At 72.9% G+C, this 21,163-nt stretch carries 20 protein-coding genes; 10 read left to right on the top strand and 10 right to left on the bottom strand.

All coding sequences use genetic code 11. The features are described 5' to 3' along the window. Positions 1 to 82: 82 nt before the first annotated feature. Positions 83 to 541 (bottom strand): hypothetical protein, encoded by a 459-nt coding sequence (locus ACI2LY_RS11695; RefSeq protein ID WP_404707001.1) that lies wholly within the window; start codon positions 539 to 541, stop codon positions 83 to 85. A 1,380-nt stretch (positions 542 to 1,921) separates the two neighbouring features. Between ACI2LY_RS11695 and ACI2LY_RS11690 the strand changes: the two genes are divergently transcribed. The 3 genes from ACI2LY_RS11690 (at position 1,922) to hutH (ending at position 5,543) form a co-directional block, all read left to right on the top strand. Next, positions 1,922 to 2,716: an enoyl-CoA hydratase/isomerase family protein gene (locus ACI2LY_RS11690; protein ID WP_404707000.1), complete on the top strand. Its 795-nt coding sequence runs from the start codon at positions 1,922 to 1,924 to the stop codon at positions 2,714 to 2,716. A gap of 69 nt (positions 2,717 to 2,785) precedes the next feature. Further along, positions 2,786 to 3,940 carry a diguanylate cyclase domain-containing protein gene (locus ACI2LY_RS11685; protein WP_404706999.1) on the top strand — a complete coding sequence of 385 codons (1,155 nt, stop codon included), beginning with the start codon at positions 2,786 to 2,788 and terminating at the stop codon, positions 3,938 to 3,940. A 64-nt stretch (positions 3,941 to 4,004) separates the two neighbouring features. Next, a complete protein-coding gene (gene hutH, locus ACI2LY_RS11680; RefSeq protein WP_404707314.1) occupies positions 4,005 to 5,543 on the top strand; it encodes a histidine ammonia-lyase in 1,539 nt (512 codons plus the stop codon). Between the two features lie 50 nt (positions 5,544 to 5,593). Here the strand turns inward: hutH and ACI2LY_RS11675 are convergent, their stop codons facing one another. Then, positions 5,594 to 5,944, bottom strand: coding sequence for a hypothetical protein (locus tag ACI2LY_RS11675; RefSeq protein WP_404706998.1), 351 nt, complete (start codon positions 5,942 to 5,944; stop codon positions 5,594 to 5,596). Between the two features lie 110 nt (positions 5,945 to 6,054). On the opposite strand from ACI2LY_RS11675, the gene ACI2LY_RS11670 reads away from it, so the two are divergent. Together ACI2LY_RS11670 and ACI2LY_RS11665 are read left to right on the top strand one after the other, a co-directional pair. Next, complete coding sequence (locus ACI2LY_RS11670) at positions 6,055 to 6,405, top strand: hypothetical protein (protein ID WP_404706997.1); 351 nt, start codon at positions 6,055 to 6,057, stop codon at positions 6,403 to 6,405. 240 nt (positions 6,406 to 6,645) lie between these two features. Next, entirely contained in the window at positions 6,646 to 7,893 is a 1,248-nt protein-coding gene (locus ACI2LY_RS11665) for an Ig-like domain-containing protein (RefSeq protein WP_404706996.1), read from the top strand. Between the two features lie 64 nt (positions 7,894 to 7,957). Here the strand turns inward: ACI2LY_RS11665 and ACI2LY_RS11660 are convergent, their stop codons facing one another. Then, a complete protein-coding gene (locus ACI2LY_RS11660) occupies positions 7,958 to 8,845 on the bottom strand; it encodes a helix-turn-helix domain-containing protein (protein WP_404706995.1) in 888 nt (295 codons plus the stop codon). A gap of 179 nt (positions 8,846 to 9,024) precedes the next feature. On the opposite strand from ACI2LY_RS11660, the gene ACI2LY_RS11655 reads away from it, so the two are divergent. Continuing rightward, positions 9,025 to 10,068 carry an NAD(P)-dependent alcohol dehydrogenase gene (locus tag ACI2LY_RS11655; RefSeq protein ID WP_404706994.1) on the top strand — a complete coding sequence of 348 codons (1,044 nt, stop codon included), beginning with the start codon at positions 9,025 to 9,027 and terminating at the stop codon, positions 10,066 to 10,068. A 64-nt stretch (positions 10,069 to 10,132) separates the two neighbouring features. Here the strand turns inward: ACI2LY_RS11655 and msrA are convergent, their stop codons facing one another. From msrA to ACI2LY_RS11635, 4 genes are all read right to left on the bottom strand, one after another. Beyond that, positions 10,133 to 10,798 carry a peptide-methionine (S)-S-oxide reductase MsrA gene (gene msrA / locus ACI2LY_RS11650; RefSeq protein WP_404706993.1) on the bottom strand — a complete coding sequence of 222 codons (666 nt, stop codon included), beginning with the start codon at positions 10,796 to 10,798 and terminating at the stop codon, positions 10,133 to 10,135. A 72-nt stretch (positions 10,799 to 10,870) separates the two neighbouring features. After that, a complete protein-coding gene (locus tag ACI2LY_RS11645; protein ID WP_404706992.1) occupies positions 10,871 to 11,992 on the bottom strand; it encodes a hypothetical protein in 1,122 nt (373 codons plus the stop codon). Between the two features lie 49 nt (positions 11,993 to 12,041). After that, a complete protein-coding gene (locus ACI2LY_RS11640; RefSeq protein WP_404706991.1) occupies positions 12,042 to 13,676 on the bottom strand; it encodes a M48 family metalloprotease in 1,635 nt (544 codons plus the stop codon). A 196-nt stretch (positions 13,677 to 13,872) separates the two neighbouring features. Beyond that, positions 13,873 to 14,991 (bottom strand): hypothetical protein, encoded by a 1,119-nt coding sequence (locus ACI2LY_RS11635; RefSeq protein WP_404706990.1) that lies wholly within the window; start codon positions 14,989 to 14,991, stop codon positions 13,873 to 13,875. A 131-nt stretch (positions 14,992 to 15,122) separates the two neighbouring features. On the opposite strand from ACI2LY_RS11635, the gene ACI2LY_RS11630 reads away from it, so the two are divergent. Next, positions 15,123 to 16,280 carry a cystathionine gamma-synthase gene (locus ACI2LY_RS11630; RefSeq protein ID WP_404706989.1) on the top strand — a complete coding sequence of 386 codons (1,158 nt, stop codon included), beginning with the start codon at positions 15,123 to 15,125 and terminating at the stop codon, positions 16,278 to 16,280. 12 nt (positions 16,281 to 16,292) lie between these two features. On the opposite strand, the gene ACI2LY_RS11625 is transcribed toward ACI2LY_RS11630, so the two are convergent. From ACI2LY_RS11625 to ACI2LY_RS11615, 3 genes are all read right to left on the bottom strand, one after another. Next, positions 16,293 to 16,541, bottom strand: coding sequence for a hypothetical protein (locus ACI2LY_RS11625; protein WP_404706988.1), 249 nt, complete (start codon positions 16,539 to 16,541; stop codon positions 16,293 to 16,295). Next, entirely contained in the window at positions 16,538 to 17,023 is a 486-nt protein-coding gene (locus ACI2LY_RS11620) for a sigma factor-like helix-turn-helix DNA-binding protein (protein ID WP_404706987.1), read from the bottom strand. The genes ACI2LY_RS11625 and ACI2LY_RS11620 overlap by 4 nt, the downstream gene beginning before the upstream one ends. 124 nt (positions 17,024 to 17,147) lie before the next feature. Next, positions 17,148 to 17,642: a MarR family winged helix-turn-helix transcriptional regulator gene (locus ACI2LY_RS11615; RefSeq protein WP_388997370.1), complete on the bottom strand. Its 495-nt coding sequence runs from the start codon at positions 17,640 to 17,642 to the stop codon at positions 17,148 to 17,150. 162 nt (positions 17,643 to 17,804) lie between these two features. On the opposite strand from ACI2LY_RS11615, the gene ilvA reads away from it, so the two are divergent. The 3 genes from ilvA (at position 17,805) to ACI2LY_RS11600 (ending at position 21,084) form a co-directional block, all read left to right on the top strand. Beyond that, on the top strand, positions 17,805 to 19,034 hold the full coding sequence (ilvA, locus tag ACI2LY_RS11610) for a threonine ammonia-lyase (protein WP_393914999.1): 1,230 nt from the start codon (positions 17,805 to 17,807) through the stop codon (positions 19,032 to 19,034). 194 nt (positions 19,035 to 19,228) lie between these two features. Beyond that, complete coding sequence (locus tag ACI2LY_RS11605) at positions 19,229 to 20,230, top strand: ATP-binding cassette domain-containing protein (protein WP_404706986.1); 1,002 nt, start codon at positions 19,229 to 19,231, stop codon at positions 20,228 to 20,230. Further along, on the top strand, positions 20,227 to 21,084 hold the full coding sequence (locus tag ACI2LY_RS11600; protein ID WP_393915001.1) for an ABC transporter permease: 858 nt from the start codon (positions 20,227 to 20,229) through the stop codon (positions 21,082 to 21,084). Before ACI2LY_RS11605 ends, ACI2LY_RS11600 begins: the two co-directional genes overlap by 4 nt. The last annotated feature ends 79 nt before the right edge of the window (positions 21,085 to 21,163 follow it).

The following is a 21,163-nucleotide window of genomic DNA, read 5'->3' as shown; positions in this document are numbered from 1 at the left end:
CCTGTCCGGCGGATCAGGGTGCGGGGAATCAGCGGTGCCGATCTGCCACCCCGCGTCCGCGCCATGATCCGCCGGACAGGCCCTAGCGGCCCCGCAGTTCCAGGCAGAGGCCCAGTACGGGCACGCAGACGCCCTGCTTGTCCGGCGGGGGTGGCGTGCTGGTCGGGGTGGGGGTGGGTGCGGGTGCGGACTTGGCCGGTGGCTCGGGCTCGGTGGTGTGCGGTGTGGCCGCTGTGGGCCGTGGTGCGTCTGAGGTGGCGAGGGGCGGCGGGGTCTCGGTCGGGCGCGTGGGCGTCGCCTCGGCGCTGATGTCGACCGGGCTGCTGGGGGTGGGAGGCGTGGACTTCGTGGCGGAGGCCCTCACGGGCGAGGCCGACGGTATGGCGACGACGGTCGCGGAGACGCCCGGGGACGGTTCGACGCCCAGTCTCGACGTCCGCCGGGGTTCCGCCTCGGCGGTACCGGGCCCGGCGTCCGGCGCGATCCGCACGAAGCTCAGCACCGCGACCCCGAGTACGGCTGCCGCCGCCACGAGCAGCACGACCCGCCGCCTCCGCCTGTGCCGACCGCGCCCCGACGCGGTTACGGGGAGTGGAGGGAGGGCCGCCGTCGAGGCTGCGGCAGCGGCACTCACTTCCGCGCGAGAGCCCGCCCGCGACCGACGACCGGCTACCTCCGCCTGACCAACCCCGCCGCTCGGCCCGGCCCCGCCCCGCCTCCCTCGGGCGCCCGTCTGCGGACGGCTCTCAGCCTCCGGCCGCGTGGCCCCCGCAGCGGCTTCCCTCCCGGGCGGGGGCTGGCTGGCCGCCCCGGCCCGCCATGCCTCCGCAGCCGCGCCCGCCCGCGCGTCGGTGACGGCAGCCGATTTCCTTCCGGACTGGGGCTGGCTGGCCGCCCCGGCTAGCGGTGCCTCCGCTCGCGCGTTGGTGCCGCATTGCCCAGTCCCGGTGGCCGCTTCCCTTCCCGGGCCTTCTGCCCCAGCGCGCCGCATCTCGGCAGTCGCGCCTGCCCGAGCTTCAGCGCCGCGTTGCCCGGCCTGGGGAGCCGTTTTCCTCTCGGGCTGGGGCTGGCTTTCCGTACCGGCCCGTTGTGCCCCCATGGCCGCCCCCGCGCGGGTGTTGGTGCCGCGTTGCCCGGCCCGTGGAGCCGCTTCCCGCCCGGCCGGACGCTGGCTTTCCACCCCGGCCCGCCGAGCCTCAGCAGCAGTGCCCGCCCGCGAGGTAGTGCCGGGTTGCCCGGCTACGGGAGCCGCTTCCCGCCCGGCCGGACGCTGGCTCTCCACCCCGGCTCGCTGCGCCTCCGCAGCAGTGCCCGCCCCCGCGTCGGCGCCAGGTTGCCCGGCCCCGGGAGCCGCTTCCCGCCCGGCCTGGTGCTGGACTTCCGCCCCGGCCCGCCGTGCCTCCGCAGCCGCGCCCGCCCGCGCGTCGGCGCCCCGCCCGGTCCCCGCAGCCGTTCGCCTCCCAGCGCTGGACCGCCCCTCAGCCTCGGCCCAAGTCGCCCCCGGCCGCCCCTCGGCGCCATCCGCCTCGGCACCCGGAGTCGACCCCCTCCCGGCCTGCGGCCGGCCGCCCCCCACCGGCACCCCCCGCCCACCCCCCGTCCGCACCAGGAACGACATCCCCGGTGGCTTGGTCGGGTCTGTTGGGATGCGGGTCGGGGACGTCAGAGGAACCGATTCGGCAGGGGGCCGGGGTGGAGGCGTCGCGGGCTTCCGCTGTCTGGGTGTCATGGGCTCCGCTCCTCCCCGCCGCGCGCCGCCGGGCGCGTCAGCCGTGGGGGACGTTATGCGCTCGTGTGGGTGGTCCGGGCCGGGTCGGCGGGGCCATCACCCGAACGGGTGGGCACCGCTCTTTTCCGGGGACCGGTCCTGCTGCGATGATCGGGCCGACAGTGTGTTAACCCGCGTTAACCGGAGGATGGCATGGGCGAGGAGCGGTACGGGGAGTTCGTGCTGGTGCGCAGGCACGGCCACGTGGCCGAACTGGTGCTGGACCGGCCGAAGGCCATGAACGCCGTGTCGACGGAGATGGCCCGTTCGCTCGCGGCGGCCTGCACGGCGCTGGGTGCGGACCGGGATGCCCGGGTGGTCGTACTGACGTCCTCCAGTGAACGCGCGTTCTGTGTCGGCGCGGACCTGAAGGAGCGGAACTCGTTCAGCGACGCGGACCTGGTCCGGCAGCGCCCGGTGGCGCGCGGGGCGTACACCGGGGTGCTGGAGCTGCCGATGCCGGTCATCGCGGCGGTGCACGGCTTCGCCCTCGGCGGCGGCTTCGAACTGGCGCTGGCCTGCGACCTGATCGTGGCCGACGCGACGGCCGTGGTGGGGCTGCCCGAGGTGTCGGTGGGCGTGATCCCGGGCGGCGGCGGTACGCAGCTGCTGCCCAGGCGGGTCGGCGCGGCGCGCGCGGCCGAGCTGATCTTCACGGCCCGCAGGCTGGACGCGCCGGAGGCGGCCGCGCTCGGACTGGTCGACCAGCTCACCGAGGCGGGCCAGGACCGCGAGGACGCGCTCGCGCTGGCCGCGAGGATCGCGAAGAACTCCCCGGTGGGCCTCCGTTCCGCCAAGCGCGCCCTCCGCCTGGGCCAGGGCCTGGACCTGCGGGCCGGGCTGGAGGTCGAGGACGCGGCCTGGCGGGCCACGGCCTTCTCCGGCGACCGCGCCGAGGGCGTCGCCGCCTTCAACGAGAAGCGTGCCCCCGAGTGGCCGGGCGAGTGAGCCCGCGGTGACCACCTGATCGCCCGTGCCGATGCCCCTGATGTGCCCATTCGTCCCTAACCTGGGGTGATGGGAGAGGATGATCGGCTCGCTGCCGTGGTGGGGCTGGCGCAGGGGATGGCGGCCGCGCACACCGCGCCGGAGTCCTGGCGGGCGGCGGCGCTCGGGGCCTGCCGGGCGCTGGCCGGTAACTTCGCCGCGCTGTCGGTGTGGGAGCGGGAGCGGGGGCGGCTCAGGGTCCTGGTGAACGTCGGCAGGCGTGCCGAGGACGAGGAGGAGTTCCCGGAGCTGGAGGCGTACCCGGTCCACCAGTTCCCGGAGATCACCGAGTTCCTGCACGAACGCTGGGCCGGGGGCGGCGGCCCCAACGCCTGGGTGGAGACCGCGCGGGGTCCGGCCGCGGGCACCCCCGGCTACATCCACCAGCGGGTCGCCGCCCTGCGCCGTCGGGGTCGGGGCTGCTGTGTGGTCGCGCCCGTGGTGCTGCACGGCCGGGCCTGGGGCGAGCTGTACGTGGCCCGCGCGGCCGGGGTGCCGGTCTTCGACCGGGGGGACGCCGACTTCGCCACCGTGCTGGCCGCCGTCGTCGCGGCCGGGCTGGCGCAGACCGAGCGGCTGGAGGAGGTCCGCCGCCTCGCCTTCACCGACGCCCTCACCGGCCTGGCCAACCGCCGCGCGGTGGACGTACGGCTGGAGGAGGCGGTGGCGCAGCACCGGGTGGACGGGGCGGTGGTCAGCCTCGTCGTCTGCGATCTGAACGGGCTGAAGAAGGTCAACGACACCCAGGGGCACGAGGTGGGGGACCGGCTGCTGGAGCGGTTCGGGTCGGTGCTGTCGCTGTGCGGGGCGATGCTGCCGGGCGCGCTCGCGGCGCGGCTCGGCGGGGACGAGTTCTGTCTGCTGGCGCTCGGGCCGTCGGCCGAGGACGTGGTCGGGGCGGCCGGGGAGCTGTGCCGCCGGGCCGGTGCGCTGGAGCTGGGCGAGGGGGTGGCCTGCGGGGTCGCGTCCACCGGGCACGACATCGGGCCGGTGCACGACGCCCGGCGGCTGTTCCGGCTGGCCGACGCCGCGCAGTACCGGGCCAAGGCGGAGCGCGCGGACCTGCCGGTGGTGGCCGGGCGGGAGGGTCCGGACGACCCGGTGGTGCGGCTGGCGGACGAGACGCCGCCGCCCGCGAAGAACGAGCGCCGCCGCTTCCGGGGCCGCCGAGCCCGCGGCCGGTAAGGGGTGCGGACGCGATCCACTAGTGACACCGCCGCATTCAATGCGTACGCTCCTGAATATGGATATGCACTCTGTGGTGGTGGGGACCACCGGTGTCACCGCGCACGACGTCCTCGCCGTCGCGCGCGCCGGTGCCCGCGTGGAGCTGTCGGAGGAGGCCGTGGCCGCGCTCGCCGCGGCCCGCGAGATCGTGGAGGCGCTGGCCGCCAAACCCGATCCGGTCTACGGCGTCTCCACCGGCTTCGGCGCCCTGGCGACCCGGCACATCAGCCCCGAGCTGCGGGCGCAGCTCCAGCGCAACATCGTCCGCTCGCACGCGGCCGGCATGGGACCGCGCGTCGAGCGCGAGGTCGTCCGCGCGCTGATGTTCCTGCGCCTGAAGACGGTCTGCTCCGGGCACACCGGCGTACGCCCCGAGGTCGCGCAGACCATGGCGGACCTGCTCAACGCAGGGATCACCCCGGTCGTGCACGAGTACGGCTCCCTCGGCTGCTCCGGCGACCTCGCCCCGCTCTCGCACTGCGCGCTGGCCCTGATGGGCGAGGGCGACGCCGAGGGCCCCGACGGGACCGTACGCCCGGCCGGTGAGCTGCTGCGCGAGCACGGCATCGAGCCGGTCGAGCTGCGCGAGAAGGAGGGCCTGGCCCTCCTGAACGGCACCGACGGCATGCTCGGCATGCTGCTCATGGCCCTCGCGGACCTCGACTCCCTCTACACGTCGGCCGACATCACCGCCGCCCTCAGCCTGGAGGGCCTGCTCGGCACGGACAAGGTCCTCGCGCCCGAACTGCACGCCATCCGCCCGCACCTCGGCCAGGCCGCCTCCGCCGCCAACATGCTCGCCGTGCTCAAGGGCTCCCAGCTCACCGGGCACCACCAGGACGACGCGCCCCGCGTCCAGGACGCCTACTCGGTGCGCTGCGCCCCGCAGGTCGCCGGTGCCGGACGCGACACCCTGGCGCACGCCCGCCTGGTCGCCGAACGCGAGCTGGCCGCCGCCGTCGACAACCCGGTGGTGCTGCCCGACGGGCGGGTCGAGTCCAACGGCAACTTCCACGGCGCCCCGGTCGCCTACGTCCTGGACTTCCTGGCCATCGCCGCCGCCGACCTCGGCTCCATCGCCGAGCGCCGCACCGACCGGCTGCTGGACAAGAACCGCAGCCACGGGCTGCCGCCGTTCCTCGCGGACGACGCGGGCGTGGACTCCGGTCTGATGATCGCCCAGTACACGCAGGCCGCGCTGGTCAGCGAGCTGAAGCGGCTCGCCGTACCGGCCTCCGCCGACTCCATCCCGTCCTCCGCCATGCAGGAGGACCACGTCTCGATGGGCTGGTCGGCCGCGCGCAAGCTGCGGACCGCCGTGGACAACCTCACCCGGGTCATCGCCATCGAGCTGTACGCGGCCGCGCGTGCCGTCGAGCTGCGGGAGGGGCTGGAGCCCGCGCCCGCCTCGCGCGCGGTGATCGAGGCCGCGCGGGCGGCCGGGGTGGGCGGTCCGGGCCCGGACCGGTTCCTCGCGCCCGACCTGGCCGCCGCCGACGCCTTCGTGCGCGGGGGCGGGCTGGTGGCGGCCGCCGAGACGGTCACCGGACCGCTGCGCTAGCCGCCACGTAAGGGGCCTCACCTACGGGTGGGGCCCCTTTTTGGAGCTTTTCAGAACTCCAGCCGCTCCCGGCGCACCGAATACACCACGAAGCCCGCGCCCACGGCGAGGAACAGGGTGCCGGAGACCACGTACGGCGTGGTGTCGAAGCTTCCCGTGTCCGCCAGCCGCGTCGTATCGGACGCGGTCCGACCGGCCAGGCCGGACACCGTGGTGACCTGCTCGGTGATCCCCGAGTCCGGGCTGCCGGAGTCCGCCGCCCCGGAGACCGCGGTACCGGCGGCCGTCGAGCCCGTCGTGGGGCCCTCCTGCGAGGCGTTGGCGGACGGGACGAACCACAGGGCGCACAGCAGAGTGCCCGCGGCGGTGGCGGTCATCAACGGACGGCGAGCGAATGCCACGGAGTATCGATCCCCCTTGTGACGCTGGTGAATTGGCCGTGTGGAGCGATGTTAGTGAAAATCGCGGGTCACAGGAAAGTCACGACAGGTTTCGGTTCTAGGCTCGCCCCATGGACGCTGAAGAGACATCACGTTTTGTACGTCTTCGGGTGGAGCTGGTCCTGGAGGTGCTCGACGACGACGAGCTGACCAAGGCCGCGCTGCGCCGCATCGCCACCGACCCGGAGCTCCCCGACGCGGAGCGGGCGCAGGCCGAGGGCGCTGTGACGGAAGACACCGCCGAGGCGCTGGCCTATCTCGTCGACCCGTTCGACCTGGTCAGCGAGGTGCCCGGAGTGGAACTCCAGCAAGCCTCCTGGTCCAGCGAGCGGTCCGCGTACGACGCGGATTCGACCGATTGGGACCTATATGAGGATGATGAGGCGGACGGCGAGGAGCCGGACGGCGAGAACGAGCGGTAGACCGGGCGGCATCGGCCGCGGGATTCGGGGCACGCATCACCCGGACGGCAACCGCCGTCCGGGTTTTCACGTCTGACAAGTGGCGCACGGAGTGCCGCGCACAGCCCGTCCCGGCAGGGGACGTGGCGTTTCCCACACAACCCCCGTACGGGGAACGGGAAGGCGTGGCCGTGGCGTTGAAAGATTTCAACGGGGACTCTCGGGGTTCTGGCGGATTCGGCAACGATGGAGAAGCGTGTGATGACGGACAGTAAGCGGCGCAACGGCCTGACGGTCGCGTCCGCTCTGCTCGGTGGCGTGCTCGTGCTCACGGGCTGTTCCGGTGGCGGTGACGCCAACGCGTCCGACGGCGGTGAGAGCTCGCAGGCGCAGGCCGACGAGGCGGCGGCGCAGAAGTCGTCCGAGGCTCAGATCACGATCACGCCGAAGGACGGCTCGAACAACGCCTCCATCAACAACTCGGCCGCGGTCAAGGTCGCCAAGGGCACCCTGACCGGCGTGAGCATGACCACCGCGGACGGCAAGCCGGTCGACGGCACGCTCTCCGCCGACAAGCTCAGCTGGAAGCCGACCGCGCAGTTGGACCGGTCGACGACCTACAAGCTCGCCGCCGAGGCCAAGGACTCCGAGGGCCGCGTGGCCCACGAGAACGCCTCCTTCACCACGGTCTCCCCGACCAACAGCTTCATAGGCAACTTCACCCCGGACAACGGCAGCACCGTCGGGGTGGGCATGCCCGTGTCGATCAACTTCGACAAGGCGATCACCGACAAGGCCGCTGTGCAGAAGGGGATCACCGTCTCCTCCAGCAGCGGCCAGGAGGTCGTCGGCCACTGGTTCAACGCCAACCGGATCGACTTCCGCCCGGAGACGTACTGGAAGGAGAACTCCACCGTCACGCTGAAGCTGTCGCTCGACGGTGTCGAGGGCGCCGACGGCGTCTACGGCGTCCAGCAGAAGACGGTCACCTTCCACGTCGGCCGCAACCAGGTCTCGTACGTCGACGCGAAGACCAAGCAGATGAAGATCACGCAGGACGGCAAGGTCGTCAAGACGATACCGATCTCGGCCGGTTCCCCGGAGAACAAGACGTACGCCGGGACCATGGTCATGTCCGAGAAGTTCGAGCAGACCCGGATGAACGGCGCGACCGTCGGCTTCACCGACGACGACGGCAAGGGCGAGTACGACATCAAGGACGTGCCGCACGCCATCCGCCTCACCGGCTCCGGCACCTTCCTGCACGGCAACTACTGGGGCGCCAAGTCCATCTTCGGCAGTGAGAACACCAGCCACGGCTGTGTGGGCCTGTCCGACACCAAGGGCGCCAAGGACCCGAACACCCCGGCCGCCTGGGTGTTCAACCACTCCCTCGTCGGTGACGTCGTGGTCATCAAGAACACCGGTGACAAGACCGTCGCCCCCGACAACGGCCTGAACGGCTGGAACATGGACTGGGCGCAGTGGAAGGCCGGTTCGGCCGTCTGATCGCCCGTTGGACCCCCTGAGCGCACGAGTGCCGCCCCTCCTGGTGAGGGGCGGCACTTCCGTCTCAGAGCGTCGGTACCGCCGCCGCGCCCCAACTCGCCAGCAGGCGCAGGGACTCGGCCGAGGCGGAGCCCGGTTCGGCGTGGTAGACGATCAGGTTGAGGTCCGCGTCGCCCGTCAACCGCAACCCCTCGAAGCTCAGGGCGAGTTCACCGACCAGCGGATGCCGCAGCCGCTTCACGCCGTAGAACTGCTCCTTCACGTCGTGCGTGGCCCACAGGCGGCGGAACTCCTCGCTCTTGACGGAGAGTTCACCGACCAGCGCGGCCAGCCGGGCGTCGTCCGGGAAGCGTCCGGCGTCCATCCGCAGCCCGCAGACGATGTCGATCGCCTTCTGCTCCCAGTCGATGAACAGCTCGCGGTACTCCGGGCAGAGGAACACCAGCCGGGCCCAGGTGCGGTCCTCGGGCGGCAGGCCCGCCCAGTCGCCGAACAGCGCGGTCGCCATCCGGTTCCAGGCCAGGATCTCCGTGCGCCGCCCCGCGATGTACGCCGGTACCGCGTCCATCGAGTCCAGCAGATGCTGCAGCGTGGGCCGCACCTGCGGTCGGCGGGCCTGCGGCCGCTTCTTGTGTGGCGCGGGCTTGGCCAGATGGGTCAGATGCGCGTGCTCGGCGTCGGTCAGGCGCAGCGCGCGGGCGATGGAGTCCAGCACCTCCGCCGACACGTTCCGCCCGTTGCCCTGCTCCAGCCGCGTGTAGTACGCCACCGACACCCCGGCCAGCTGCGCCAGCTCCTCGCGGCGCAGCCCCGGCACCCGGCGGCGCCGGCCGAACTCGGGCAGTCCCACGTCCTCCGGCTTGAGCCGGGCCCGGCGGCTGCGCAGGAACTCGCTCAGCTCGGCCCGCCGGTCCAGCGGGCGGCTCGCGGCCGTCTCCGGCTGTTCGTCCATGCCTCAAGTATCGAGGGCCCCGCCGGGTCGTACGCGCCGGAGCCTGTCCCTCCCAGTGGTAGGCACACCGGTCGTACGAAAAGGCGTGGCCTGGGTGGGGACGCGGGATGGGGGCACTCTGGGGGAGTGCCCGGTCGAAACCGTGTCCGGGCCACCACGAAGTTGAGGAGAACCCCGGCATGACCACTGTTGCTGCGTACGCCGCGCCCGCCGCCAAGGCGCCCCTGGAGCGGACCACGATCGAGCGGCGGCCGGTCGGCGACCACGACGTCCTGATCGACATCAAGTTCGCGGGGATCTGCCACTCCGACATCCACCAGGCCCGCGACGGCTGGGCCGAGGGCATCTTCCCGATGGTCCCCGGCCATGAGATCGCGGGTGTCGTCAGCGAGGTCGGCCCGAAGGTCACCAAGTTCGCCGTCGGCGACCGGGTGGGCGTCGGCTGCATGGTCGACTCCTGCCGCGAGTGCGACAACTGCAAGGCCGGCCTGGAGCAGTACTGCACCGGCGGCGGCCCCACCCTCACCTACAACGACACCGACAAGCAGGGCGAGCCCACCTACGGCGGCTACTCCGAGAGCGTCGTGGTGAACGACGACTTCGTCGTCCGCATCCCCGACGGCCTCTCCCTGGACGTGGCCGCGCCGCTGCTGTGCGCGGGCATCACCACGTACTCCCCGCTCAAGCACTGGGGTGTCGGCCCCGGCAAGAAGGTCGCCGTGGTCGGCCTCGGCGGGCTCGGGCACGTCGGCGTGAAGATCGCGCACGCGCTGGGCGCCGAGGTCACCGTGCTCTCGCAGTCCCTGCGCAAGAAGGACGACGGGCTGCGGCTCGGCGCCGACCACTACTACGCCACCAGCGACCCGAAGACCTTCGAGGAGCTGGCGGGCACCTTCGACGTCATCCTGAACACCGTCTCGGCCCCGCTCGACTTCGCCGAGTACGTGTCCCTGCTGCGCACCGACGGCACCCTGGTCAACGTGGGCCTGCCCGAGGAGCCGGTGCAGATCACCCTCCAGTCGATGTTCGGCCAGCGCCGCAGCATCTCCAGCTCCGGCATCGGCGGCATCGCCGAGACCCAGGAGATGCTGGACTTCTGCGCCGAGCACGGCGTGGGCGCCGAGATCGAGCTGATCGGCGCGGACGAGATCAACGCCGCGTACGACCGCGTCACGGCCAGCGATGTGCGCTACCGCTTCGTCATCGACACGGCGACGATCTGACGCCAGGTATCAGCCATGAGAAGGGCCGCCCGGCTCCGGCCGGGCGGCCCGTTCTCGTGTGCGCTCAGCCCTGAGCGGGGGCGACGCCGATCGGGCAGGAGACGCCCGTGCCGCCGATGCCGCAGTACCCGGCGGGGTTCTTGTCCAGGTACTGCTGGTGGTACGGCTCGGCCGGGTAGAACGGGCGCCCCTCGGCCGGGAGGATCTCCGTGGTGATCGTGCCGTGCCCGGAGCCGGTGAGCACCTTCTGGTACGCGGCACGGGACGCCTCGGCGGCGGCCGCCTGCTCCGGGGTGTGGGTGTAGATCGCGGAGCGGTACTGGGTGCCCACGTCATTGCCCTGTCGGAAGCCCTGCGTGGGGTCGTGGGACTCCCAGAAGGTCTTCAGCAACTGCTCGTACGAGATGACCTCGGGGTCGTAGACCACGCGGACCGCCTCGGTGTGGCCGGTCAGGCCCGAGCATGCCTCCTCGTAGGTGGGGTTCTCGGTGAAGCCGCCCTGGTAGCCCACCAGCGTGGTGTAGATCCCCGCCGGAAGCTGCCAGAACTTGCGCTCCGCGCCCCAGAAGCACCCCAGCCCGAAGTCGGCGACCTCAAGCCCCTCGGGGTAGGGGCCGCTGAGCTGGTTGCCCAGAACAGTGTGCCGGGCGGGGACCTCGAAGGCGGGCGCGTCCCGCCCCGTGAGCGCCTGCTCCGGGGTGGGCAACTGCGGTGTGCGGCCGAAGAGCATGAGGTCTCCCTGGTCGGTCTCGGGTGCGGACTTGCATCTTGTACAACGGCTCGCGTGCCGCTGGAATTCCGTTCAGCCCGCGGTCCGCCGGGCCTCCAGTACGGCTCTGTCGCGGACCTGGCAGAAGTACGCCGCCTTGTTGTTCCGGTACCGCCACGGCAGCGCGTCCACATGGCCGTCGACCAGCCGGAAGTGCTCCACGGCCGCCTCGTCGCGGCCCTGGAGGTGCAGGTAGTAGGCGAGCAGGTGGCGCAGCTCCGGCAGGCGCGGGTGCGCCGGGTCGGCTGCGGCCGCGTCCTTCAGGGCCGCCTCCACCCGCGCCACCATCACCGGGGTGTTGTCGGCGGTGGTGTCGTCGGAGTCGTCGTGCTCGAAGTGCGCGATCAGCGGCAGCGCCGTCAGCAGGCTCCCGGCAGGCGCCGCGGCGGCGGCCCGCTCGGCGAACTCGGTCGCCAGCCGCTCCGAGCCGCGCCACTTGGCGCACCAGTACTGCAGGGCCGAGAAGTGCGCCTCGTAGTGGTGCGGGGCGCGGGCCGTGATCTCGGTCCACAGATCGTCCATCTTGGCGTTGGGGTAACCGAGGCCGAGCGCCAGCCAGATCTCCGCGACGTGCGGCGTCGGGTCGTCCGGGTTGAGCGCCGCCGCCCGCGCGACCTCCTCGCGGGCCTCGAGCAGCGTGCGGTGGAACCCCTCGAACTGCTCGTGCGTGGTGTACTGCGCCCGCTTGGCGCCCCGCACCCGCCAGGCCAGGATCACCGCGCTGCGGGCCCGGACCACGGCCGCGTCCGGGTCCTCGGGGCGCTCGGCCTCCCAGGCCAGCAGCCAGGCGTCGTCGTCGGCCGCCTTGTCGGCCAGCCGGAACGTGAGCAGCGACCGGCGCTCCCAGTCCCGGCCGACGGCCGCCATCAGGTCGGCGGCGGGGCGCCAGTCGCCGCCCCGGACCCCGGCGAGCGCGGCGGCCGTCTCGGGGGTCGGCGGGCCGGCCGAGTCGGTGTTCTGCCGCTCGGCGGGCAGCAGGCCGAGCGCTGCCGAGGCGGCGGCCTTCGCGGAGGCGGTCGCCTCGGCCTCGTCGGCGGCGACGGCGGCCTCCGCGTTGCCGGAGAAGAACTCCTTCAGGAACACCTTGGCCAGCCAGGCGGCGAAGAGCACGAAGGGAAGTGCCAGGACGGCCAGTATCCAGAGCAGGACGGTCATGTGCGGGCGGGGTCCGTTCGGGTCGGGGGGTGGTCGGCGGTTCGGTCGCTCAGACGGGCTGGACGACCGTCGGCGGGAGCAGGGCGCGCAGCGGGGCGGTGTCCGGCACGTCGGCCAGGGCCGCGTCCAGGGCCGCCTCCATCGCGTCCTCGGGGCTCGCCCCGGCGCCGTCGGTCGTGCCGGGCAGCCGTACGGTGGCCGGGCGCGACCAGGAGAACTCCCAGCTCAGCAGCGAACGCGCGCTGAACTCGGCCAGCACCATCGTGCGCAGCGAGTCACCCAGCGCGGGCCGCACGAACTGGCGGAACGCCCGTCCCTTCGCCGCGGACGCCTCCTTGGACAGCGGCAGCCGCTCGGCCACGCGCCACAGGCGGCCCTCGTCGATGGCGTCGAGCAGATCCGCGAGGGTCGTGGGGCGTCCGATGTAGGCGGTCAGCGCGCGGTGCAGCGGGGTCTGCGCGGTGGTGATGCCCTCGGCCATGGCGACGTTCAGCAGCTCCGGCCAGTCGGCGGTGCGCCGGAAGCCCAGCGCCTCCACCGTCAGGGCGGCCTCCTCCAGCGCCGTCAGGGCGTGCTCCGGGTCGGTGAGCAGGGCCAGGGCGGGCCCGTCGCCCTCGGAGCGGCGTCCGTCGGCGGGCAGCGTCTCGATACGGCGCACCCGCTCGGCCATCGGCGGGTGGGAGTCGTACCGGGACTCCGGCTCTTCGGGCAGCCCGGCGCGCAGTTTCTCCAGCCCGGCGGAGCGCGCCGCCAGGAACTCGCGGAACCCGCCGAAGAACTGACCGCGCGGCGGCAGCGTACGGGCGGGCAGGCCGAGGGTCGCGTACGTCTCGAGGTAGAAGCCGTGGGCGGCCACGAGGACCGGGATCTCGCGGAGCGCCGAGGCGGTGACGTCGCGTCCGGCGATCCGGACGGCGGCCAGGTCGGCCGCGAACTCCTGCCCGCGCGCGGTGCTGAGTGAGGCGCGCAGACAGAGCCCCGCGTACCAGGTGTAGAGCCGCGCCATCCCCCGGTACAGCGCGCCGGTGTGCCGGGTGTCCACCTCGCGGGCTTTCTTGCCCTTGGCGATCCGCTTGGCGGCGGTCCGCTCCTGGCGCTCGCGCTCGTCGGCCACCTTGCCGTCGGCGGTGGCGTGGAACTGCTCGACGACCCGGCTGATCTGCGCCCGGCCGCGCACCACGATCGCGGACAGCCGGGTGTCGCCCGCGGTGAAGTGTCCGTACTCGTGGCCGAGGACGGCACGCAGCTGGGCCTCGCTCAGCCCGGTCAGCAGCGGCACGCCGAGGGTGAGGGTGTGCGGGCCGGGGCGCAGGCCGAGCAGCCGCGCGTCCTCGCGTACGGAGGCGTTCACCTCGGGGGTGAGCAGGATGCGGGCGGGGGCGTGGCCGCCGCTCGCGTCGGCCACCTCGCGCACCAGCGCCCACAGCCGGGGCTCGTCGGCCTCGCCCACCTCGACGGCGGCGGGGTCGTCGGCCGGGGGGACGCGCAGCATGAACATGCCGCGCACGACGGGTACGGCCAGCAGCACCGTGACGATGGTGATCTTGATGGCCGCGAAGCCGTGCAGTCCCCAGTGGAACAGGGCGATGTCGGCACCGGCCAGCGCCGCCAGCAGGACGAGGCTGACCAGGTAGAAGCCGGACAGCAGGACGAGGGCGCGCAGCGCGCGCAGGGTTGCGCCCATCGGAAAGATCCCCCCCATGGCATCCGGGCCGGCCGGAGCAAGACGAACGAGGCGCACACCGTCGCGCGGTGCCGCCGTCTGAGTGTGGGGGGACTCGGGCCCGGGCAAAGCAGGAGCAAAGCCCAGGGCAAGCGGAGTATGCCCTACCGCAGGTCAGCGGGGCAATACGTACTCTCCGGGAGGCCGGACCGGGGTGTCAGCCGGGCAGGCTCGCCGGGTTGCCGCCGTTGGCCTCGTAGCCCGCGACCGCCAGGGCGCGGTACACCGCGAACGCCTCGGCCGGTTCCTCGGAGAGGCTCCACGGGAGCGCGCCCACGTGGCCGTCCACGTGCACCAGCTGGTCCATGGCCTCCGCCCAGCGCTCGGCCCGCACCAGGAAGAACACCAGCAGATGCCGGACGTGCGCGAGCATCGGATCGTCCGGCCGGGCGGAGTGCACCGCGTGCAGCGCGCCGTGTATCGCCTTGACCACGACCTCGCTGCGGTAGAACCCCGCGACCAGGTTCACCTCCGGCAGATGCTCGAAGACCGCGAACAGCGGCAGCGCGGCCAGCAGCGACCCCTCGGGCGCGCGGGCGGCGGCCGCCTCGGCGAACGCGTACGCCTCCTCGCGCGAGCCGTGCCACTTCTCGCAGGTGTAGTGCAGCGCGGCCAGGTGGGCGCCCATGTGGTGCGGGGCGATGTCGAGGATCTTCCCCCACAGCTCGTCGAACTCCGGCCGGGACCAGCCGAGTCCGCGCGCCACGGACAGCATGACGATGTGCGGCACGGGGTCGCCGGGGGCGGCGAGCGCGGCCCGCTCACACGCGTCGCGCGCCTCCTCCATGATGATCCGGAAGTCGTCCGTGCCCGGCACCGACGTCCGCCACGCCTGCTGAGCCAGGAACTCGGCGTGCACCGCCGCGCCGCCCGCGTCCTTCGGCTGCTCGGCCCGCCACACCCGCAGCCACTGGCCGCCCGGCGTCTGATGTATTCCGCCCGGCCGCTCGCGCAGCTCCAGCGAGGCCGCTCCGGCGAACGCCTGCACCCGCTGCCAGCGCGTCTCGCCCTGCGCCTCCGTGCCCGCGAGGAGCTGGGCCGCGGCGCGGTAATCACCGGTGCGGCCGACCAGGTCCAGCACGTCCAGCAGGTCCTGGTCGGGGCCCGGCATCCGGATGTCCAGCTCCTCCTGGCGCAGGAAGCCGTACCGCTCGGGGTCGGCGGCGTCCGGGTGGCTCGGGTGGACACGCTCGATCCCGCCGCGCCCGCGCCGGATCAGCGGGAGCAGCGCGAAGGCCAGCAGGGCCAGCGCCAGGAGCAGCCAGAGAGTCGCCATGAGTCAAGCGAACCAGATGCCGGTGACAGTTGGCCAACCCTCCCGCCAGCCTGTGGAAAACTCCCGTCCACCGCCCGCCCCGCGCCCCGGCGTCCGGCAGCACTCCCGCGAGCGCATTACGCTCGGTGCACATGAGCGACAGGCACATCAGCGAGCACTTCGAGACTCTGGCGATCCACGCGGGCAACACCGCCGATCCCCTCACCGGCGCGGTCGTCCCGCCCATCTACCAGGTCTCGACCTACAAGCAGGACGGCGTCGGCGGCCTGCGCGGCGGTTACGAGTACAGCCGCAGCGCCAACCCGACCAGGACGGCGCTGGAGGAGAACCTCGCGGCGCTGGAGGGCGGCCGCCGCGGCTTCGCGTTCGCCTCCGGCCTCGCCGCCGAGGACACCCTGCTGCGTACGCTGCTCAGCCCCGGCGACCACGTCGTCATCCCGAACGACGCCTACGGCGGCACCTTCCGCCTCTTCGCCAAGGTCGCCACCCGCTGGGGCGTGGAGTGGTCCGTCGCCGACACCAGCGACCCGGCCGCCGTGCGCGCCGCGATGACCCCGCGCACCAAGGCCGTCTGGGTGGAGACCCCCTCCAACCCGCTGCTCGGCATCACCGACATCGCCGCCGTGGCCCAGGTCGCGCACGCGGGCGGGGCGAAGCTCGTCGTCGACAACACCTTCGCCACCCCCTACCTGCAGCAGCCGCTGTCGCTCGGCGCGGACGTCGTCGTGCACTCCCTGACCAAGTACATGGGCGGCCACTCGGACGTGGTCGGCGGTGCGCTGATCGTCGCCGACGAGGGTCTGGGCGAGGAGATCGGCTTCCACCAGAACGCGATGGGCGCCGTCGCCGGTCCCTTCGACTCCTGGCTGGTGCTGCGCGGCACCAAGACCCTCGCGGTGCGCATGGACCGGCACAGCGAGAACGCCACGAAGATCGCCGACATGCTGACCCGGCACCCGCGCGTGAGCAGCGTGCTCTACCCGGGCCTGCCCGAGCACCCCGGTCACGAGGTCGCCGCCAAGCAGATGCGGGCGTTCGGCGGCATGATCTCCTTCCGGGTCACGGGCGGCGAGGAGGCGGCCGTCGCGGTGTGCGACCGCGCGCAGATCTTCACCCTCGGCGAGTCCCTGGGCGGCGTGGAGTCCCTCATCGAGCACCCCGGCCGGATGACGCACGCCTCCGTCGCCGGTTCGCTGCTGGAGGTTCCCTCCGACCTGGTCCGCCTGTCCGTGGGCATCGAGAACGTGGACGACCTGCTGGAGGACCTGCAGCAGGCGCTCGGCAAGTAAGCGCGCTCCGGCCTACCAGCCGGACAGCGGCGGGGTCGTCCGAGAGGGCGGCTCCGCCCACGGCCGGGTCAGCGCGGCCCAGGTGAGGAACGCGACCGCCGCCGCGCACAGCACCAGCCACAGCAGTCGGCGCGTGTGCCGCCGCAGCCGCAGCAGCCGGGCGCCCCGGCGTACCGCCTCGCCGGGCAGCTCCGGCGGCACACTCACCGGCACCGTCTCCATCAGCCGCCGTACGGCGGCCTCGCGCTCCGGCCGATTCACGGCTGGAGCCGTCTCATGAGGTGGCCCGCCGCGCGCGGGGCGGTCCAGGGCGGCGGATGCAGCACCGTGGCCGTCGCCCGGTCGCACAGGGCGTGTACGCGCTCGATGGGGAGGCCCAGCAGGGCCGCCGTCTGCTCGTCGGCCAGCCCCTCGTACAGCCGCAGCACCAGGACCAGCCGTTCGCGCGGGGTCAGCGCGGCGAGCGGGCCGCGCGGGCGGGAGCGGTGCCAGGGCGCGTGGGCGAAGCCGGTCGCCAGATGCCCGCGGGCGCGGTCGTAGGGGTCCTCGCCGGGCGGGTGGTCCCAGTGGGCGTAGGTGTGGGCGAGCGCCCGGGTCAGCAGGCGCCGCGCGCGCGGGTTGGCGTCCGGCTTCTCCGCGGTGAGCAGCGTGGCGGTGTGCAGCAGCCGGGTCGCCGCGCCCGCGACGAACCCTCCGAACTCCTGTGCCCTGCGGGCATCCCGCACGGCCGCCCGATCACGCACCCCGCCTCCCCCCAGCGCACCCTGCGGCGCGAGAAGAACCCGTGGCACCCGGGCGCGTGCCCGGGGCCCGGTCTCATCTGAGGCCCGCGGGGGCCCGGGGGTCAAGAGCCGGGAGGGGGCGTCCTCAGGAGGCGGCGGGCGGCTGCGGCTGGACGGCCATGCGCGCGGACAGCGCGGTGTTGAAGCGGCTGAGGAGATCGCAGAAGCTCTCGCGTTCGGCCGGTGTCCACTCCTCGGTCAGCTCGGCCATCAACTGGCGCCGGGAGGCCCGTACCTCGGCCAGCCGGGTGCTCCCGCGCGGGGACAGCTGGAGCACCACCGCGCGGCCGTCCTCGGGGTGCGAAGTGCGCTTGACCAGGCCCGCGTCGACCAGCGGGGCCACCTGCCGGGTCACCGTGGAGGAGTCGATGCCCATGCTCGCGGCGAGCGCCTTGACGCCCATGGGACCTTCGTTGTCGAGGCGGTTGAGCAGCAGGTAGGCGGCGCGGTCCATGGAGTTGCGCACCTGCCCGACCCCGCCGAGCCGCGTCTGTTCGGCGCGGCGCGCGAACACCGCCACCTCGTGCTGGAGGGTGTCGAGCAGACCGCTGTCACCGACGGTTGTCATGTCCATCGACATATCAGGTGTTGTGGGCATGGCCGGAGGCTCGCTTCATGAAGGGGCTGCTGGGTTGGGGGACAGGGTACGCGGCCGGGCGGTTGCCCGTACGGGCGCCGGGGAAACCCGCCCTCGAGACCTGCGTCGGCGCCGGTCGCGAACGTGAACTGCGAGACTTGGCACATGAGCTACCGCACGGCCGACCCCTTGCGCTCCGTCACCCTCGACGACGTGCGCGGGGCGCAGAAGATGCTCTCCGGAGTGGCCCGTACGACCGCCATGGAAAGCAGCAGGCACCTCTCCCGGCTGGTGGGCTCACCGGTCCACCTGAAGTGCGAGAACCTTCAGCGGACGGGCTCGTTCAAACTCCGCGGCGCCTACGTCCGCATCGCCGGGCTGCTCCCCGAGGAACGCGCCGCCGGAGTGGTCGCCGCGAGCGCCGGGAACCACGCGCAGGGCGTCGCATTGGCCTCCTCCCTGCTGGGCGTGCACTCCACCGTCTTCATGCCGCAGGGCGCCCCGCTGCCCAAGGTCAGCGCCACGCGCGAGTACGGCGCCGAGGTGCGCCTGCACGGCCAGGTCGTGGACGAGGCGCTCTGGGCGGCCCAGGAGTACGCGGCCGCGACGGGCGCGGTGTTCATCCACCCCTTCGACCACCCCGACATCATCGCGGGCCAGGGCACGGTCGGCCTGGAGATCCTCGAGCAGTGCCCGGAGGTCGGCACCATCGTCGTCGGCATGGGCGGCGGCGGACTCGCGGCCGGGATCGCGGTAGCGGTGAAGTCGGTACGGCCGGACGTGCGGATCATCGGCGTGCAGGCCGAGGGCGCGGCCGCCTACCCGCCCTCGCTGGCCGCCGGGCACCCGGTGACGGTGGGGAACCCCGCGACCATGGCCGACGGGATCAAGGTCGGCACGCCCGGCGTGGTGCCGTTCGGGATCGTGGAGCAACTGGTCGACGAGGTGCGCACGGTCGGCGAGGACCACCTCTCGGCCGCGCTGCTGCTGTGCCTGGAGCGGGCCAAGCTGGTGGTGGAACCGGCGGGCGCCAGCCCGGTCGCGGCGCTGCTCGCCGACCCCGGCGGCTTCTCCGGGCCGGTGGTGTCGGTGCTGTCCGGCGGCAATGTCGACCCGGTGCTGATGCAGCGGGTGCTGCGGCACGGCATGGCCGCGCAGGGGCGCTACCTCGCGGTCCGGCTGCGCCTCACCGACCGCCCCGGCGCCCTCGCCACCCTGCTCGGCGTGCTCTCGGCGGCCGACGCCAACGTCCTCGACGTCAGCCACATCCGCACCGACCCCCGCCTCGGCCTGAGCGAGGCGGAGGTGGAACTCCACCTGGAGACCCAGGGCCCCACCCACCGCACCGAAGTCACCGCCGCCCTGCGGGAGTCGGGGTACGTGATCATCGACTGAGCGGGGCCGGGCAGGGTCGGTCGGGGGTTGGTCGAGGCGCCGTTCACTCGTTCGGGGAAGGAATCCGGAAACCCGTTGAGAGACGCGATACATCGCGTTACGGTGTGTGACGTGGGGGTCGGACCGCCGCTCACCGGCGGTGCCGGGTCCGCGTGCCAGTCAGCTGCCTGCACCACCGACGACGGGGAGAGATCATGCCGGGCGCCATCTATGCCGAGGGTCTGGTGAAGACCTTCGGGGACGTAAGGGCACTGGACGGCGTCGACCTCGATGTGCCCGAGGGGACGGTCCTCGGACTGCTCGGGCCCAACGGCGCGGGCAAGACCACGACCGTCCGCTGTCTGACCACCCTGCTGCGCCCCGACAGCGGCAAGGCGGTCGTCGCGGGCGTCGACGTGCTGAAGAACCCGGACACCGTGCGCCGCTCCATCGGCCTGTCCGGCCAGTTCGCGGCGGTCGACGAGTATCTGACCGGCCGGGAGAACCTCCAGATGGTCGGCAGGCTCTACCAGATGCGGGGCAAGGCGGCCAAGGAACGCGCGGCCGAGCTGCTGGAGCAGTTCCACCTCGCCGACGCCGCCGACCGCCCCGCCAAGACCTACTCCGGCGGCATGCGCCGCAGGCTCGACCTCGCCGCCGCCCTCGTGGTCTCGCCGCCCGTGATGTTCATGGACGAGCCGACGACCGGCCTGGACCCGCGCAACCGCCAGCAGCTCTGGGAGGTCATCCAGCAGCTCGTCTCCGGCGGCACCACCCTGCTGCTCACCACGCAGTACCTGGAGGAGGCCGACCACCTCGCCCACGACATCGCCGTGGTCGACCACGGCCGGGTCATCGCCCAGGGCACCTCCGACCAGCTCAAGGCCCGCACCGGCGGCGAGCGCGTCGAGGTCGTGGTGCACGAGCGGGACCGGATCGCGGCCACCGCCGAGGTGCTGCGCGCCCTCGGCAAGGGCGAGACCACCATCGAGGAGCACACCCGCAAGCTCACCGTCCCCGTCACCGGCGGCGCCAAGCTGCTCGCCGAGGTCATCCGGGAGCTGGACACGCGGGGCATCGAGATAGACGACATCGCGCTGCGCCGCCCCACTCTCGACGACGTGTTCCTCTCCCTGACCGGACACACCGCCGAAGCAGGCCCGGACGCCGCCAAGGACGCCGAGACCACCACCGACACCGAGGGGGCCGTCAAGTGAGTGCCGTCAGTGACACCGCGCGGGCCGTGGCGCCCGCCAACCCCTTCAGCCGGGCCGTCCGCGACTCGCTGATCGTGGCCCAGCGGAACCTGATCCGCATGGTCCGGATTCCCGAGGTGGTCATCTTCGGGCTCATCCAGCCGATCATGTTCGTGGTGCTGTTCACCTATGTCTTCGGCGGCTCGATGAAGATCGGCGGCAGCACCAGCGCCACCGCCTACACCAACTTCCTGATGGCCGGGATCTTCGCGCAGACCGTCACCTTCGCCACCGCCGGTTCCGGCGCGGGCATCGCCGACGACATGCACAAGGGCCTGGTGGACCGCTTCCGCTCACTGCCCATGGCCCGTGGCGCGGTGCTGACCGGCCGCACCCTGGCCGACCTGGTGCAGACCGCGCTCACCCTGCTGGTCCTCGCCGCGGTCGCCCTCCTGGTCGGCTGGCGAGTGGGGTCCAACGGCGACACCAACGCCCTCAGGGTGCTCGCCGCCTTCGGCCTGCTGCTTCTGCTCGGGTACGCGTTCACCTGGATCGGCGCCCTCATCGGCCTGTCCGTGCGCACCCCCGAGGCGGCGACCTCCGGCGGCCTGGTCTGGCTCTTCCCGGTGACCTTCCTGTCCAACGCGTTCGTGGACACCAGCAACATGACCCCGTGGCTGCGGCACATCGCGGACTGGAACCCGTTCAGCGCCACCGTCGAGGCGGCCCGTGTGCTGTTCGCCAACCCCGGTGAGTCCACGTCGACCGCGTGGCCCATGCAGCACCCGGTGTGGGCCTCGCTGATCTACTCGATTCTGATCATCGTGGTCTTCCGCACCCTGGCGGTCCGCAAATACCGCTCGGCCACCGCCTGAGCAGAACCGGTGGCGGATTCTCGGGGACGACGAAGCCCCCGGCGCCTGAAGGGCACCGGGGGCCGGTCGGAAGAAAAGG

Origin of the sequence: Streptomyces sp. NPDC002176, from assembly GCF_044903645.1 — a bacterium.
Classification (GTDB): Bacteria; Actinomycetota; Actinomycetes; order Streptomycetales; family Streptomycetaceae; genus Streptomyces.
This window is presented reverse-complemented; position numbering and strand designations above follow the sequence as displayed.

Bases quoted from the DNA above. Each gene is read 5' to 3' on its own strand.
- msrA (WP_404706993.1), bottom strand. From the start codon at position 10,798: ATGCTCTTCGGCCGCACACCGCAGTTGCCCACCCCGGAGCAGGCGCTC.
- ACI2LY_RS11660 (WP_404706995.1), bottom strand. From the start codon at position 8,845: ATGGACGAACAGCCGGAGACGGCCGCGAGCCGCCCGCTGGACCGGCGG.
- ACI2LY_RS11655 (WP_404706994.1), top strand. From the start codon at position 9,025: ATGACCACTGTTGCTGCGTACGCCGCGCCCGCCGCCAAGGCGCCCCTG.
- ACI2LY_RS11635 (WP_404706990.1), bottom strand. From the start codon at position 14,991: ATGGCGACTCTCTGGCTGCTCCTGGCGCTGGCCCTGCTGGCCTTCGCG.
- ACI2LY_RS11665 (WP_404706996.1), top strand. From the start codon at position 6,646: ATGACGGACAGTAAGCGGCGCAACGGCCTGACGGTCGCGTCCGCTCTG.
- ilvA (WP_393914999.1), top strand. From the start codon at position 17,805: ATGAGCTACCGCACGGCCGACCCCTTGCGCTCCGTCACCCTCGACGAC.
- ACI2LY_RS11630 (WP_404706989.1), top strand. From the start codon at position 15,123: ATGAGCGACAGGCACATCAGCGAGCACTTCGAGACTCTGGCGATCCAC.
- ACI2LY_RS11670 (WP_404706997.1), top strand. From the start codon at position 6,055: ATGGACGCTGAAGAGACATCACGTTTTGTACGTCTTCGGGTGGAGCTG.
- ACI2LY_RS11690 (WP_404707000.1), top strand. From the start codon at position 1,922: ATGGGCGAGGAGCGGTACGGGGAGTTCGTGCTGGTGCGCAGGCACGGC.
- ACI2LY_RS11615 (WP_388997370.1), bottom strand. From the start codon at position 17,642: ATGTCGATGGACATGACAACCGTCGGTGACAGCGGTCTGCTCGACACC.
- ACI2LY_RS11645 (WP_404706992.1), bottom strand. From the start codon at position 11,992: ATGACCGTCCTGCTCTGGATACTGGCCGTCCTGGCACTTCCCTTCGTG.
- hutH (WP_404707314.1), top strand. From the start codon at position 4,005: ATGCACTCTGTGGTGGTGGGGACCACCGGTGTCACCGCGCACGACGTC.
- ACI2LY_RS11640 (WP_404706991.1), bottom strand. From the start codon at position 13,676: ATGGGCGCAACCCTGCGCGCGCTGCGCGCCCTCGTCCTGCTGTCCGGC.
- ACI2LY_RS11605 (WP_404706986.1), top strand. From the start codon at position 19,229: ATGCCGGGCGCCATCTATGCCGAGGGTCTGGTGAAGACCTTCGGGGAC.
- ACI2LY_RS11685 (WP_404706999.1), top strand. From the start codon at position 2,786: ATGGGAGAGGATGATCGGCTCGCTGCCGTGGTGGGGCTGGCGCAGGGG.